This is a genomic window from Kitasatospora sp. NPDC088861, assembly GCF_044750105.1.
GTDB lineage: Bacteria > Actinomycetota > Actinomycetes > Streptomycetales > Streptomycetaceae > Kitasatospora.
On record NZ_JBIVJF010000001.1, the window covers coordinates 431,507 to 445,953 of the forward strand.

14 protein-coding genes, 1 tRNA gene and 1 riboswitch are annotated in these 14,447 nt (G+C 72.5%); of the genes, 13 read left to right on the plus strand and 2 right to left on the minus strand.

Annotated features, from left to right (window positions below; genetic code table 11):
* Window positions 1-9: 9 nt before the first annotated feature.
* From ACIP37_RS01855 to ACIP37_RS01910, 12 genes are all read left to right on the plus strand, one after another.
* Entirely contained in the window at window positions 10-561 is a 552-nt protein-coding gene (locus ACIP37_RS01855; protein WP_400843121.1) for a hypothetical protein, read from the plus strand.
* A gap of 12 nt (window positions 562-573) precedes the next feature.
* Window positions 574-1,152 carry a plasmid transfer protein TraA gene (gene traA / locus ACIP37_RS01860; RefSeq protein WP_400843124.1) on the plus strand — a complete coding sequence of 193 codons (579 nt, stop codon included), beginning with the start codon at window positions 574-576 and terminating at the stop codon, window positions 1,150-1,152.
* A 133-nt stretch (window positions 1,153-1,285) separates the two neighbouring features.
* Window positions 1,286-3,337, plus strand: a complete 2,052-nt coding sequence (gene traB, locus ACIP37_RS01865; protein WP_400843127.1) for a plasmid transfer protein TraB — start codon at window positions 1,286-1,288, stop codon at window positions 3,335-3,337.
* Between the two features lie 219 nt (window positions 3,338-3,556).
* The gene (locus ACIP37_RS01870; protein WP_400805472.1) at window positions 3,557-3,748 is read left to right on the plus strand and encodes a hypothetical protein; all 192 of its coding nucleotides are present in this window, start codon (window positions 3,557-3,559) and stop codon (window positions 3,746-3,748) included.
* A gap of 33 nt (window positions 3,749-3,781) precedes the next feature.
* A complete protein-coding gene (locus tag ACIP37_RS01875; protein ID WP_400843130.1) occupies window positions 3,782-4,201 on the plus strand; it encodes a hypothetical protein in 420 nt (139 codons plus the stop codon).
* Window positions 4,202-4,215: 14 nt separating this feature from the next.
* On the plus strand, window positions 4,216-4,638 hold the full coding sequence (locus ACIP37_RS01880) for a hypothetical protein (RefSeq protein ID WP_363579702.1): 423 nt from the start codon (window positions 4,216-4,218) through the stop codon (window positions 4,636-4,638).
* 198 nt (window positions 4,639-4,836) lie between these two features.
* The gene (locus ACIP37_RS01885; RefSeq protein WP_400843133.1) at window positions 4,837-5,427 is read left to right on the plus strand and encodes a hypothetical protein; all 591 of its coding nucleotides are present in this window, start codon (window positions 4,837-4,839) and stop codon (window positions 5,425-5,427) included.
* 68 nt (window positions 5,428-5,495) lie between these two features.
* The gene (locus tag ACIP37_RS01890; protein WP_400843136.1) at window positions 5,496-6,179 is read left to right on the plus strand and encodes a DNA methylase; all 684 of its coding nucleotides are present in this window, start codon (window positions 5,496-5,498) and stop codon (window positions 6,177-6,179) included.
* Between the two features lie 185 nt (window positions 6,180-6,364).
* On the plus strand, window positions 6,365-7,234 hold the full coding sequence (locus tag ACIP37_RS01895; protein ID WP_400843139.1) for a DNA primase: 870 nt from the start codon (window positions 6,365-6,367) through the stop codon (window positions 7,232-7,234).
* A gap of 81 nt (window positions 7,235-7,315) precedes the next feature.
* A complete protein-coding gene (locus ACIP37_RS01900; RefSeq protein ID WP_400843142.1) occupies window positions 7,316-8,563 on the plus strand; it encodes a DUF3631 domain-containing protein in 1,248 nt (415 codons plus the stop codon).
* Between the two features lie 172 nt (window positions 8,564-8,735).
* Window positions 8,736-8,927: a helix-turn-helix transcriptional regulator gene (locus ACIP37_RS01905; protein ID WP_400843144.1), complete on the plus strand. Its 192-nt coding sequence runs from the start codon at window positions 8,736-8,738 to the stop codon at window positions 8,925-8,927.
* Window positions 8,928-8,981: 54 nt separating this feature from the next.
* Entirely contained in the window at window positions 8,982-10,355 is a 1,374-nt protein-coding gene (locus ACIP37_RS01910; protein ID WP_400843147.1) for a tyrosine-type recombinase/integrase, read from the plus strand.
* 172 nt (window positions 10,356-10,527) lie between these two features.
* On the opposite strand, the gene ACIP37_RS01915 is transcribed toward ACIP37_RS01910, so the two are convergent.
* Together ACIP37_RS01915 and ACIP37_RS01920 are read right to left on the minus strand one after the other, a co-directional pair.
* Window positions 10,528-10,615, minus strand: a tRNA-Ser gene (locus ACIP37_RS01915).
* A 63-nt stretch (window positions 10,616-10,678) separates the two neighbouring features.
* A complete protein-coding gene (locus ACIP37_RS01920; RefSeq protein ID WP_400804082.1) occupies window positions 10,679-12,493 on the minus strand; it encodes a S1C family serine protease in 1,815 nt (604 codons plus the stop codon).
* A gap of 313 nt (window positions 12,494-12,806) precedes the next feature.
* A riboswitch (TPP riboswitch) is annotated at window positions 12,807-12,954 on the plus strand.
* On the opposite strand from ACIP37_RS01920, the gene ACIP37_RS01925 reads away from it, so the two are divergent.
* Window positions 12,947-14,404: a cytosine permease gene (locus ACIP37_RS01925; protein WP_363579781.1), complete on the plus strand. Its 1,458-nt coding sequence runs from the start codon at window positions 12,947-12,949 to the stop codon at window positions 14,402-14,404. It overlaps the preceding riboswitch by 8 nt.
* Window positions 14,405-14,447 lie beyond the last annotated feature (43 nt).

Below are 14,447 nucleotides of genomic sequence, written 5' to 3' on the forward strand. Positions count from 1 at the left end.
GGCCCCGCCGTGGCCCGTATCCGCACCACGAAGGTCCAGATACCCGCACAGCGCCAGCTCGGCCGGCGCAGGGCGCCCGCCGCGCACGTGCTCGACCTCGGCCGGGGCACCGCCCCGGTCGTGGTCGTCGTCCCCCAACAGCCCTCCCTCGCTGGCCGGTTGGCGCTCGCGACCGGCCGTGCGCTGTGGCGCCGGCGCGTCGCCTGGGCGCCCGTCTGGGTCGGGATCGGCATCTTCGGTACGGCCGGTGTGCTGTCCGCCGCCCCGGCCGCCGCGCTCGCCCTCGCCGTCCCGGCGGTGCTGCTGCCCGCCGGGTGGACGCTGATCGTGCGCCGCCACCCGCGATCGGCCGTGCGCCGCAAGGCCCGCGCCCACACCCGCGCCGTCGCCGCCTGGTCGGCCGGCCTCGCCTGGTCGGCGGCTGCCGTCTGGTTCGGCCCCACCGGCGGCCTGCTCGCCGCCGCGTGGCTGGCCGGCACCGCCACCGCGCAGACGCTCTGGTGGCGCCACCGCCGCACGCTCGCCACCACCCCGCTCACCGCCCCGACCGACCTTCCTTAGGAGGTATCACAGATGAACTCCACGCCCTTCAGCAGCCCGTTCCCGCCCCCGCGCCGCTCCGGCAGCGCCGGTGGAGGCGGAAAGACCCCGCCCCCGCCCCCGCGTGGCAGCACCTCCCGCAGCGGCCCCAGCTACCACTTCTCCTACAACCGCAACACCGACAGCCGGGGTCCCGGCGGTCCCGGCCCGGCCGAGGACAGGATCGGCACCCCGTCCAGCAGCGGCCACAGCGGCGGCGGGCGCGGGTACTCGCCGCTGGGCGACCCGGAGTTCTTCACCAACGCCGACGTGCGCGAGTTCTGCGAGCGAGGCCGTGCCACGTTCGCCCAGCTCTCGTTCGACCTCGCCATGGCCCACGAGATCCTCCAGGCCGTGCTCAAGGAGGTCCCGGACCCCGACGGCCGGGTGTTCGGCTCCCAGACCCGCGCCCGCCGCGTGGCCAAGCACCTGAAGAAGGCCGCCGAGGACGCCAAGTCGGTCGCCGCCGAGGTCGCCCGCACCTACGCCGCGTTCCAGCGCGAGTACGACCCCGAGATCTCCCGCGTCGCCCGCCCGCGCCAGCCCCGCCGCCGCTTCGACTTCGGCGGCTAACCGCCCTTCCTCCCGGCCGGGGGCAGGGCGCGCACAGCCCCCGCCCCGCCCGGTCGGGTGAGCTGTGCCGCGCGTGCGCCCCCGGCCGGGCCCCTCCCCACCCCACGCCCCATGCAGCCCAGGGAGGCCGCCCGTGGCCCGGCACCACTCTCCTCAGGTCCAGCTCGACACCGGCCAGACCGGCTACCTGCACTTCGACCCCAACCAGCACGCCGGCGGCGTCGGCGAGTACCTGCTCCACCGCGTGAAGCCCTACCTGCCGCCGTGGATCGTCGCCGCGGGCACCGGCATCCTGTCCCTGCCCGCCAACGCCATGTGGGGCGAGTCCGCCGCCGCTGCGGTGGGGCTCACCCTCGCCTCGCTCGGCCTGACCGCCGCCACCTGGTGGGCGGGCGGGCCCACCAGCCAGCAGCGCCGCCTCCACTCCGCCATCACAGTTGCGGCCGGGACGTCGTGGTTCACCGCCGCCGCGCTCGCCGGACCGGCCGCGGGCCCGCTGCCCGGCCTCTACCTGATAGGGGCACCCGCCCTCGCCGCGACGTGGAGCATCCGCCAGCTCCTGCGGGTCAACCCCGACGGCGCCGGTGCGAGCGCGGACAAGGGGCTGCTGGAGAAGGTCGGGCTCGCCAAGACCATGGTCACCGGCGCGAAGGTCCAGCCGAACAAGGCGGAGTTCGAACTCCAGCTTCCCGGCGGGGAGTTGACCCCCGAGGACGTGTCCAAGGCGCTGCCCAAGCTCGCTGGCGCGCTGCGCGTCGCCAAGAACGCCCTGCGCACGACCCCCGACCCCGACGACGCGTCCCGCACGACGCTCACCGTCGTGCCCCATGACCTCCTCAAGGCCGGTGCCCCCTACCCGGGCCCCTCCCACCCGGGCGGCTCGATCGCCGACCCGGTCCACCTGGGCATCTACGAGGACGGCGCCGACATGGCGGCCTTCTTCCCCGGCGATGCAGCCGCCCACCGCAACGCGATGCACAAGCTGATCATGGGAATGACCGGCTCCGGCAAGTCCGAGGGCGGCCTGACCGCGCTGACCGAGGTCATCACCCGCCGCGACGTCATCGTCTGGGCGTCCGACCCGGCCAAAGCCGAACAGACCCTCGGCCCGCTGCTGCCCGCGATCGACTGGGCCGCGCTCGACATGGACTCCACCAAAGCCATGATCACGGCCCTGAGGGCGGTCATCCCGGCCCGCACGTCCTGGCTGGCCAAGTACGGCTACAAGCAGTGGGAAGCGCGCTGCGCCGAGACGCAGGCCGACGGCTCCCCGGGTATGCCCTACCTGCTCGCCTGGTTCGAAGAGGCAGCCAAGACCATCCGCGAGACCGACGACGACGTCTTCACCGGCGTCGCCCAGGAAGCACGCTCGGCAGGAGTCTCCCTGGTCGTCTCGCTCCAGCGCGCCTCCCACACCCAGATGAGCACCGACACCCGTGCATCCCTCGGCTCGTCCTGGGTGTTCGGCCTGCGCGACGAGCGCGACGCGCAGTTCGCGCTCCCGGATGAGGCCGTGGACGCCGGCGCCGCGCCGCAGACATGGAAGGACAAGAAGCCCGGCTACTGCTACCTGGTCGCCAACGGCATCCCCGAGACCTTCTGGGCCACCCCCGGCCGCGCCTACCTCACCCCGGTGGACGCCATGACCTGGGCCGTCGTCGAGTTCGCCGGCATCCGGTCCGTCTGCGACCCGGTCACCGGCAAGGCCGCCGCGAACGCGGTCGGCCCCGCCTTCACCCAGCGCACCCGCTACCCCCTCCCCACCCTCGCCGACGACGGCGACGAGGACGGGGTCTACGACCAGGAGAACGCCCCGGTGGACTACGACTACGACCTCGACCCCACCGACGACGACAGCGAGGACGAGGACGGGTGGATCGACCCGGACGCCGAACTCCCGCCCGTCGAGCGGGTCGTGGAGATCGCCCCGCCCGAGATCCCGCCGCGCACCAAGGTCGGCAAGTCCGAGGCCAAGAAGATCATGGCCGAGCTGCTGTCCGAGTTCGAGACCGAGAACCGTCGCGTGGTCGGCCCGGCCGACTTCATGGAGTACTGCGACCGCTTCCACCGTGGCCGCAGTTGGGTGTCCGGACAGGTTTCCGAGATGGTTGAAGCCGGCCGCCTGCGCGAGACCGATGAGGTCGGCCGCTACGAGATCATCCCGCTCCACCCGGCCGCCGCCTGACCCGCCCGTGACGGTCCTGACGCGTCAGACGCGTCAGACGGCCCTGACGTCGAACGGGCCGATTCCCCCAGGTAACGCGGGCGCGCGAGGGGTGTCTGACGCGTCAGACACCCACTCCTGACGCTTCTGACACCCCCGCCCCGCACACCCCTGACACCCCCTCCCTCACCGCTCGACCACGCCCCGGAACCGCTCCCGGGGCGCCCGGAAGGACCCGCCATGGTCGTCTCCATCTCCTCCGCCCTGCTGTTCGCGATCATCACCGTCGTCCTCGTCCGCTCCCAGCGCGTCAGCGCCGGAAGCGCCGCCCTCGTGTGGCTGTCCGGCTTCACCGTCGCTGGCACCGGCCTCGCCGACCCCGTCAACAACGCCCTCGGCGCCCTCGCGCACTACGTCTCCACCATCCACTGACCCAACGCCAGCCCGCCGACAGGAGAAAGCACCGTGGACCACACCACCCCGCAGCCGTACGCCGCCCCGGTGCTCTACACCCCGGACGGCACCCCCTACTACGCCACCCACCCCGCCCCCGCCCCGCTCGCCATCTACCACCCGACCGCCCCGCTCCCAGCCCCGATCCACCACCCGGGCCCCAACTTCGCCTACCTGCCCGCCCAACACGCCCCCGCCCCGATGCGCGACCCGTGGCCCGCCCGCCTGCTCGCCGGCGGCATCGGCATCGGCGGCGCAGGCCTCGGCGTCGGCTTCCTGCTCCAGACCCTCGCCGCTGCCACCACCGGCCTGGGCCTGCTCGTCGCCGCGCTCGGCGTGCTCTACCTCCTCAAGAACAGCGGAGGCACCGGGGGCCGAGGCGGACAGGGCGCCGTGAACGTGCACGTCAACGTCACCAACCGCAACCGCTGACCCCGGAGGAACACATGGCCAACCCCATCAAGCCGGGAACCGTCTGGCTGATGCCCGACGGCGTCCACTACCTCCCCACCAACGCCTACCCCGGCTCGCCCTCCGTTGGACTGACGCCGGCCAAGTACGACACCGACACCGGTGAATGGCACCGCACCTGTCCCCTGCCTGTCACCCACATCGACTGGGCCACGCTGCTGACCACCGGCACCCCGATCCCGCCCGAACCCCTGCGGGACCCGCGCATCACCCGCCTCGCGCACCTGCTGGAACCGGTGCTCGCCGAGCTGCCCGCCGACCAGGCCGACCCGATCCGAACGGCCCTGGACGACGTCAAGCGGCTGCCCGACGAGGCCCGCCGCAACGCCAGCCGAGCCATGATCGCCGACCGCAGGAACACCTCTGCCTCAGCCCGCAGGGCAAGCCGACGGCGCTAGCAGCCCCCGGGTCCCGCAGTACCGTGCCCGACCGGCCGTGCCGTCCGGACCACGGCCGCAGCCAGCGGCGGGCCCGGACGGTGCGGGGGACCGGCAGACCCGCTGCCACACAGCACGAAGCCCCACACCAACCGGCAATCCGCCAAGACAGGCGGCTGGTGCGGGGCCGTGCATCCCCTTAACAGAGATGGGATCAGCATGCCCGAGTTCGACCGTTTCACGCTCGCGATCGTGGACAACACCGCCGACCGGGAGGGCGCCAGCGACGGCCACTCCCGCTACGGCGCCTACATCGCCCACCACGCCGGCCACTTCCACGAGGACCACCAGCCGCTCCGCCCGATCGAGTTCGCCGCCGCCGCGTGGCGCACCGCCACCAGCCCGGTCATGGCCCCGGGCTACGTGGCCGTCCGACCCGACCTCGACCGGGTCGAGGTGTACGTCGACCACGACGGCGGCGCGCAGTTCTGCGCGAAGGTCGGCCTGCGGCACTCCGCGCTCGCCAACCGTCCCACCGGCCGCTCGTTGGCCTGGGAGCGCGCCCCGTGGTCCCGGACGAACGAGCCGTGGCCCGTGCTGGTCGCCCCGGAGCGCACCGACCGCCCCGCCGTCCTGGTCACCGCCACCGTGCTCCTCCCGATCCCGGACGGCATCCTCATCACCCCCACCACCGCCTGGCCCGGTCGCGTGCTCACCGACGAAGCGAAGACGGTCGTCCTCGCCCTCGCCGAGTACGCCAACGCCCATCTGTCCCCGCTGGTCGCCGACCTGCTCGGCGGTGCCCGGTGAACGCCCCGGAACTGTCCCTCGCTCTTCGCCCGGCGGCCGAGTGGCTGCCCGCGCGGCCGTGGAACGGCATGACCGTGTTGGACGCCTACTGCAACATCGGCGGCGCCGGCATGGGGTTCTGGCTGGCCGGGTTCGGCGTCGTCGGCGTCGACATCCTCGACCAGCCCCGCTACCCGTTCCCGTTCCTGCAAGGGGACGCGGTCGGGGCCATCGCGGCCCACGGCCGGCGGTTCGACCTGATCTCCGCCGGGCCACCCTGTCAGTTCGACTGCACGCTCACCGCAGGCACCAACTCCGCCCGCCGTGACCGGTACGCGGACCTGCTGGAACCCACCCGCGAGGCCCTGGAGTCCACCAGCCGCCCGTACATCATCGAGCAGCCCCCCGGCCGGGCCTCGCGCCGCATGCGGGTCGACCTCACGCTGTGTGGGGAGATGTTCGGCCTGCGGGTGATCAGGCACCGCAACTTCGAGGCCGGCGGCGGGCTGCTGCTCGACCAGCCGCCGCACGTCCCGCACCGGGGCCGGGTCGCCGGGTACCGCCACGGCCAGCGCTACGACGGGCACTACTTCCAGGTCTACGGCAGCGGCGGCGGCAAGGGCAGCGTGCCCGAGTGGCAGCAGGCCATGGGCATCCACTGGACCGACGTCCGCCGCGAGATCGCCGAGGCCATCCCCCCGGCCTACGCCGAGCTGATCGGCCGACAGGCCGCCGCCCAACTCGGTGGCGCGCCCGCCTCGCGGGCCGCGTAGGACCACCGTCGTGGCGACCGTCCTGGACTGGCGTGACGCCTCCCACTACGACCGCACCCGCGCGCTCCCGTGCCGTTGGTGCGGTCGTCCCACCCCGCTGCGCGACGGGCAGGGCAAGCCCGCTCACAAGGTTTGCGCCGAGCAGCACGCCGCACAGCAGCCACCGCCGACGTCTGGAGACCGGCGTGACCCCCATCCTTCGCCTCGCTCTGGAACTGGCCCGGCTCGACCTTCCGGCACTGCCCCTGCGGGCCGGAAAACGCCCAGTTGGGAACTGCCCGGCCTGTAAGGACGGCGCCTGCGGCGGCCGGCCGAACATGCTGGACCCGGGCCCGTGCATCTGCCCGGCGCCCTGCCACGCATGGGCTGCTGCCACCACCGATCCGGGCATCCTGACCAGTCCGCCGTGGCAGCGGGCGTGGCGGGAGGCCGAAGCCGCGGCCTACCACCCGGGCGGCGCCGGGCTGACTGTAGTCGACCTCGACAGCGCCGCCGCCGTCACCTGGGCCCGCACCACCCTGCCCCCGACGCTCACCGTGACCACCACCCGAGGCGAGCACTGGATCTACCGGGGCGCCATGCCCTCGGCCAACGCCGTCCGCCTCGGTGTCGACGTCAAGTCGCTCATGCAGTACGCCCGTTGGCTCGGCTACGGCACCGGCACCATGGCGCCGCTGTCCGACACCGTCCGCGCCCTGGTCGACAAGGAAGAGGCCAACCCGGCGCCGAACGGGGGGCGGTTGGCCTCTTCACCCACGCCACCCTGGAGCCGCACCGTGGCCGCCGGGTGCCGCCACACCGAGCGCTACATCCACACCGGCCTGCAACGCGGCCTCGCCAAGATCGCGGACTGCCCGGAAAGCGGCGCCGGCTCGCAGGCGTTCGGCGTCGCCCGCTTCCTCGCCGCCCAGCACACCCGGTGCCCCGGCCCCTGCGGCCTCGACACCATCGCCCAGCACATCATCGGCGCGGCCGTCGGCGTCGGTGTCCCGCACGACTACGCGACCCGCGCGGTCGACCGGGGCTTCGCCGCCGCCGGTGCCCACGCTGCCTGACCTGCTCGAAGCGGGCCGCCGCATCCGTCCAAAGACCGGCGGCCCGCTCCCATCCAGCCCAACCGAACCGGAGAGGCCAGCATGACCGATCCCACCCCGCCCGTCACCACCGAGGACGGCGCCGCCGTGCTCGACGACGTCGAGAAGTTCCACCGGCGCTTCAACGTCTTCCCCAGCGAGGCCGCCTACACCGCCGTGGTCCTGTGGGACGCCCATACCCACCTGCTCGACACCTTCGAGTCGACCCCGCGCATCGCCTTCCTCTCCCCGGAGCCCGGCTCCGGCAAGACCCGCGCGCTGGAGATCATCGACACCCTCACCCCCCGGTCGATGTTCACCACCGACGTCTCCCCGGCCGCCCTGTTCCGCTCCGTCTCCGACCCCGACGCCCGGCCCACCGTGTTGTTCGACGAGGTGGACGCCACCTTCGGGCCGAAGGCCGGCGGCAACGAGGACCTGCGCGGCCTCATCAACTCCGGCCACCGCCGCTCCGGCGTCGTCCACCGGTGCGTCGGCGACGGCAGCACCCAGACGGTCCAGGCGTTCCCCGTCTACGCCGCCCTCGCCATGGGCGGCCTCGGGGACCTGCCCGACACCATCATGAGCCGCTCGATCATCATCCGGATGCGCCGCCGGGCCCCCAACGAGAAGGTGGAGCCGTTCCGCGAGCGGACCACCGCCCCCGAGGGGCACGCCCTGCGCAAACGGCTCGCCACCTGGGCCGACTCCGTCCGAGGCACCCTTCAGGACAGCCTCCCCGAGATGCCCGACGGCGTCACCGACCGGCCCGCCGACGTGTGGGAACCCCTGCTCGCCGTCGCCGACGCGGCCGGCGGCCACTGGCCCGAGCGCGCCCGCGCCGCCTGCGTCCAGCTCGTCACCGCCGCCAAGGCCAACGACAAGGGCTCCGTCGGCATCCGTCTTCTGTCGGACCTGCGGGAGATCTTCGACGGCGCCGAACGTATGCTCAGCGCCGAACTGCTGGGCAGGCTCGCCGAGCTGGACGACGCCCCGTGGGCCGACCTGGACGGCAAGCCCATCACCGCCCGCGCCCTCGCCCGCATGCTCGGCGACTACGTCACCGCCGACAACGACCCCATCAAGCCCCGCAACATCAAGACCGGCTCGAAGAGTTCGGCGAAGGGCTACTACGCCTCGGACCTCGCCGACGCGTGGCTGCGGTACTGCCGTCCCCTCTCCCCCCAGGGATCCGCTACTGCCGCTACTGCCGCTACCGCGCAGGTCAGGGCCCTGTTTCCGGTAGCGGATAGGCCCGAGGTAGCGAATACCGATCCGCTACCCGCCACCCCGGCCGCCGCCGCGCCGTAGGCCGACCGCCGCTCCCGTCAGCACCGGCGGGGGCGGCACCAATCCGCTACCGCTACCAAATCCGCTACCAAAAACATGCCCCTGACCAGGGAGGTAGCGGCAGTAGCGGCAGTAGCGGATCCCAGAGAAGGAGGGGCGGAAGCCCGCCCAACCCGACCATTCGGAGCCGTCCGTGCCCAAGCAGGAACACCTGAAGCTCCCCGCCGTCCTCGCCGAGATCGACATGTCCCGCAGTGCGTTCTACCGCATGGTCGCGCGCGGCCACGGCCCGAAGCTCCTGAAGCTCCCCAACGGCCAGATCCGCGTCCGCCGAACCGACCTCGACGCCTGGTGGGCCGCGCTGGAGCAGAGCAGCGCCGCCTGACACCCACCACCCCCCGAGGGGCCCCGGCCGCGGCCGGGGCCCCTTCCCTTTGGAGTGCCCTTGTTGACCTATGACGTGACGCTGTACAAGATCCGCCAGCGGCCCGGCCGCCGCCGTCCGTTCGAGCTTCGGTGGAAGGTCGGGGTGAAGCCGCACTCGAAGAGCTACGCCACCATGACGCTCGCCACCGGCCGACTCGCCGAACTCAAGACGGCGATGAAGAAGGGCGAGGAGTTCGACCAGGAAACCGGTCTACCGGTGTCCGAACTGCGAAAGCTCAACCAGGTGACCTGGTTCGCCCACGCCAAGGAGTACGCCAAGGCGAAGTGGGAGCACTCTTCGGCGAAGAGCCGGGCCACCCGCGCCGATGCGCTCGCGACCATCACCGAGGCCCTGGTGACGGACCGGCGCGGCCGTCCGGACCGGCGCACGCTGCGACGCGCGCTGTCCTGCTGGGCGTTCAACTTCTCCGAGCAGCAGCCGGAGCCGCCGGAGGAGATCACGGCCGCGCTGGCCTGGATGACCAGCAAGTCGGTCGGCCTCGGGACGCTGGACGACTCGGAGACCGTCCGTCTCGCCCTGGAGGCCATCGCCCGGCGTCTGGACGGGAAGCGCGCGGCGGACAACACCATCGCCCGCAAGCGGATGGTACTCAACAACGCCCTCCGGTACGCGGTCGAGCGGCGCAGGCTCCCCAGCAACCCCCTCCAGTTCGTCGACTGGGCGCCGCCGACGACGGACGACGAAGTCGACTTTCGGTGGGTTCCCAGCCCGCAGCAGGGGCGGGCGCTGCTCGACGCAGCCGGGCAGGTTTCGGCGCGCGGTCGCCACCTGAAGGCGTTCTACGGGTGCATCCTGTACGCCGCCACTCGGCCGGCCGAGGCGACGAACCTGCGCCTCGCCGACTGCACCCTGCCGGAGACCGGATGGGGCGAACTACTGCTCGGCGGCAGCTCGCCCCGGGTCGGCTCACGGTGGACCGACGACGGACAGTCGCACGAGGAACGGGGGCTGAAGCGGCGGGCCCGGAAGACCACCCGGCCGGTACCGATCCCGCCGGTCCTGGTCCAGCTGCTGCGGGAGCACGTCGCCGAGTTCGGGGTGGCGCCCGACGGTCGGGTCTTCCGGGCGGCCGAGGGCGGACGGCTGCTGACCAAGGAGACTGCCGCTGTGTGGAAGCAGGCTCGTGAGGGCGCTCTGACACCCGAAGAGGTGAAGACGCCGCTCGCGAACGTGCCGTACTCGGCGCGACACACCGCCGTGTCCGGCTGGCTGGCGGCCGGCGTCGACCAGACCGAGGTGGCCCGGCGAGCCGGGCACAGCGTAGCCGTCCTGCTCAAGTTCTACGCGAAGATCATCAACGGTCGTCAGGAGCAGGCGAACAGCAAGATCGAACGGTTCCTCGACGGCGAGGAACCGTTCGAGTAGTCCCGGAGATCACGTTCCACGGCCGTGCCACGCAGGCCCGAACTTGGCCCACAACTGGCCCACGCACACTGACCAGGCACGGCACACGGGTGGGACAGCCCAGGACGGAATCGAAAAGAGCGGGTATCGGCATGTAGCCGATACCCGCTCTGATCAGGTCTTTCCCCACCAGCGGAGAGCGTGGGATTCGAACCCACGGTACGGGGTCACCGCACGACAGTTTTCAAGACTGTTCCCTTAGGCCGCTCGGGCAGCTCTCCAGGCGGAGGTCAGCCTAACGGGTCCGGCGGGGTTCGGTGCACACCGTTTCGTGCGGGTGGGGGTCAGCTGTCGCCGTCCCGCTGGCCGAGGGTGACCTTGGTGTTGAACTGCTGGCCGTTGCGGGTGTACTCGACGTCGACGGTCTCGCCGGGCTTGTGCGTCCAGATCCGGCTGACCAGGGCGGGGCCGTTGTCGATCGGCACTCCGCCGAGCTTGGTGATGACGTCGCCCGGCTTGAGACCGGCCTTGTCGGCGGCGCCGCCGGGGGTGACGGCCGGCTGGCCCTGGATGTCGCGGGTCTGGATCTGCGCGCCGTCGCCCTTGTAGTCGTCGTTGCGCAGCACGTCGAGCTTGGCGTAGACCGGCTTGCCGGTCTTGATCAGGGTGTCGGCGACCCACTTGGCCTGGTTGATCGGGATGGCGAAGCCGAGGCCGATGCTGCCGGCCCGGCCGTTGGCGGAGGCGTTGGACTGGATCGCCGAGTTGATGCCGATCACCGAGCCGCTGGAGTCGAGCAGCGGGCCGCCGGAGTTGCCGGGGTTGATCGAGGCGTCGGTCTGCAGGGCGTTCATGTAGGAGGACTGGCCGCCGGTCTCGTCGCCGGAGGCGACCGGGCGGTCCTTGGCGCTGACGATGCCGCTGGTGACGGTGGACTCCAGGCCGTACGGCGCACCGATCGCGACGGTGGCGTCACCGACGTTGACCTTGTCGGAGTCGGCCAGCGGAAGCGGGGCCAGCTTGCTCTTCGGCGGGTTTTCGATCTTGACCACGGCGACGTCGTAGCCCTCGGCGTGGCCCAGCACGGACGCGTTGTAGGACGTGCCGTCGGCGAACTTGACGGTCAGTTTGCCGCCGTTGAGGGTCGGCGCGACCACGTGGTTGTTGGTGAGGATGTGGCCCTCGGTGTCGAAGACGAAGCCGGTGCCGGTGCCGGACTCGCCGTTGCCCTGCGCCTTGATGGTGACGACGCTGGGCAGCGCCTTCTGCGCGATGCCGGCGATCGAGCCGGGAGCGGGCTCGTTCTTCTGGGTGTTGCTGGCCTGGACGGTGGTGCTGCGGTGGTCGTCGGCGCTGCTGGTGCTGTCGTTGCGGTCCGCGACGGTCACGCCGAGCGCACCGCCGGCCACGCCGGCGACCAGCGCGACGGCGGCGATCAGGGCGACCAGGCCGCCGCGCTTCTTGCGCGGGCCGCCGGGGCCGCCGGGGTAGTCGGCCGGGTAGCCGAGCGGTCCGGCCGGGCCACCCGGGTAGCCCGCGCCGCCGCCGGCGTCGTGGGAGGCACCCCAGCCGCCGAGCGGCTGGCCGGCGCCGAACGGGTGGTGGCCGGGCGCGGGGTGCGCGGCGGGCGCGCCGGGGGCGGCCGGGGTGCCGTACGGGTCGTGCGGGCCGGCGGCGGGGACGCCGTGGGCCGGGGTGGCGTACGGGTTGGCACCCGGCGGCAGGGCCGGGCTCTCGGCGACGGGTGCGGCGGGTGCCGCCGGCGCGGCCGGGACCGGCGGGGCGGGCGGCAGGACCGGCGGCGGCGCGTCGATGTAGCCGGTGGCGGCGTCGACCGGGGCGGCCGGTGCGTCGACGACCGGCGCGGCCGGGGTCTGCGGGGGCGCCTCCGGCGCGGGGACCTTGGTGAAGGCCACGGTGGGCTGGTACCCGCCCTCGGCCGGAACACCATCGGCCGCAACGCCCTCCGTCGGCGCGGCCTCAGCCGGTGCGGCCTCGGCGGCCGGAGCGGCCCCGGGCTCGGGGACCCGGCCGAAGGCCAGTGTCGGCTGGTGCCCGCCCGAGGCGTGGCCGTCGGAAGCGGGAACAGCCGCCGCCTGGCCGCCCGAGGGCTGCTCCCCCTGCGGCCCGGTGGGCCCAACCTCGCGCTCGGTGCTCACGAACGACCTCCATAGCTGACAGAACCAAGGACCATAGTTTTTCGTACTGCCGATTCGTTTGCCGTAAGGACCCCTCTGAATAACTCATAAGAATCCTTAGCCGCAGCCGACAGCCGGGCCGCCGACCAGGCTGTCCTACGCCGACGACCGAGCGACGACCGAGCGATGACCGAGCCGACGAGCAAGTCGACGGCCGAACCGAAGACCAGGCCGACGACCGGAGGCTCCCCCACCTCCGCCGGGCGTCCCGCGATGCGGGCCGCACACCCCGTGGCCTTGGCGTTCACCCCCGGGCCGGTTAGCCTGTCGCTCACAACTGACACGCGGGAGCTTGGACCATCCAGGCTGAGAGTGCGCTGGTCGACCGTACGCCACGGGATCGTGGGCGGACCGTCGAGGGGGCGCAGACCGCCGGAACCTGTCCGGGTAATGCCGGCGTAGGGAGTATCGGCCATGTCGCCTGCTTCGCCATCCTCTTCTTCGGACGCGCCCGCGTCCAAGGGTTTCCCCGAACCGTCCCCGACCGCTCACGGCGGTGACAGCGGTCACGCGGGCCCCACCGGCACGGCGACCGCCGTCCTGGAGCGCCCGGAGCGTGCCGAGGCGCCGCTCGTGCTGGACACCGAGCCGCCGCGCACGCTGCGCTTCCGGGACCACTTCGCGCTCTGGATGAACCTGGGCGTCAGCCTGATCGGCTTCTCCACCGCCGCGACCGTGCTCGGCGCCAAGGGCAGCGAGCTGTCGCTGGCCGCCGCGGTGACCGCGATCGTGGCCGGCACCGTGGTCGGCACCGCGATGCTCGGCGTGGCCGCGCTGATCGGAGCCCGTACCGGCGCGCCCGCGATGGCGAACCTGCGCGGGCTGTTCGGCACCCGGCTGTCGTATGTCCCGACGGTGCTGAACATCGTCCAGTGCGTCGGCTGGGGCGTGTTCGAGCTGCTGACGATCGCGGCGGGCGCGCAGACCGTCGCCCACACCGACGGCTACCGCTGGCTGTTCGTGCTCCTGGCGGGCGCGCTGACCACCGCGCTGACCATCTGGCCGCTGGGCTCGATCGCGGTGCTGCGCCGCTTCGTGGCCGGTGCGGTCGCCGTCGCGATGGTGTACTTCACCGTCCAGCTGGGCCGCCAGGGGGTGCCCGACCCGGGCGCCGGCAACTGGCACGGCTTCCTGGGCGCCACCGACGCGATGATCGCGGTGTCGATCTCCTTCGTCCCGCTGGCCGCCGACTACACCCGGCACTCGCGCACCGCACGCTCGGCGTTCTGGGGCAGCTTCTCCGGCTACACGATCGCCCAGGTCTGGTGCTACGTGCTCGGCCTGATGGCCCTGCTGCAGTCCGACGGCGACCCGAACAGGATCTTCGACTCCTTCCTCGGCGTCTGGGCCGGCTGGCTGTTCCTGCTGGTGCTGGTGCTGCGCGAGACGGACCAGTCCTTCGCCAACGTGTACTCGACCGCGATGTCGGTGCAGAACCTGCTGCCGAAGGTGGACCGCCGGGTGCTGACCGGCGGGATCGGCCTGCTGATCACCGTGCTGGCACTGCAGATCGACAAGTTCACCGACACCTACACCAACTTCCTCGGTCTGATCGGCTCGGTCTTCGTGCCGCTGCTGGCGGTGCTGGCGGTGGACTACTTCTTCGGCGCCGGCCGGTACGGCTGGAACCTCTCCGCCGACGCGCCCTCGCGCCGCCTGATGCTGCTGCCCTGGGTGCTGGGCTTCGCGGTCTACCAGTTCATCGCGCCGACCGCGGTGGCCGGCTGGTGGACGGACTTCTGGACCTCCGCCCAGGACGCCCTGCACTTCACCCCGCAGGAGTGGACGTCCGCCTCGCTGTTCGCCTTCCTGGTGCCCGCGCTGGTCACCTGGGCGCTCACCCCGCTGACCCGCAGGACGGCGCCGAGCTGACCGACCGACACCGAAGACGGCCCCGCAGATTGGGGCCGTCTTC

Excerpts from the sequence above, each read along its gene's own strand:
- traA (WP_400843124.1), top strand. The coding sequence starts at position 574 with ATGAACTCCACGCCCTTCAGCAGCCCGTTCCCGCCCCCGCGCCGCTCC.
- ACIP37_RS01870 (WP_400805472.1), top strand. The coding sequence starts at position 3,557 with ATGGTCGTCTCCATCTCCTCCGCCCTGCTGTTCGCGATCATCACCGTC.
- ACIP37_RS01880 (WP_363579702.1), top strand. The coding sequence starts at position 4,216 with ATGGCCAACCCCATCAAGCCGGGAACCGTCTGGCTGATGCCCGACGGC.
- ACIP37_RS01885 (WP_400843133.1), top strand. The coding sequence starts at position 4,837 with ATGCCCGAGTTCGACCGTTTCACGCTCGCGATCGTGGACAACACCGCC.
- ACIP37_RS01890 (WP_400843136.1), top strand. The coding sequence starts at position 5,496 with ATGACCGTGTTGGACGCCTACTGCAACATCGGCGGCGCCGGCATGGGG.
- ACIP37_RS01900 (WP_400843142.1), top strand. The coding sequence starts at position 7,316 with ATGACCGATCCCACCCCGCCCGTCACCACCGAGGACGGCGCCGCCGTG.
- ACIP37_RS01925 (WP_363579781.1), top strand. The coding sequence starts at position 12,947 with ATGTCGCCTGCTTCGCCATCCTCTTCTTCGGACGCGCCCGCGTCCAAG.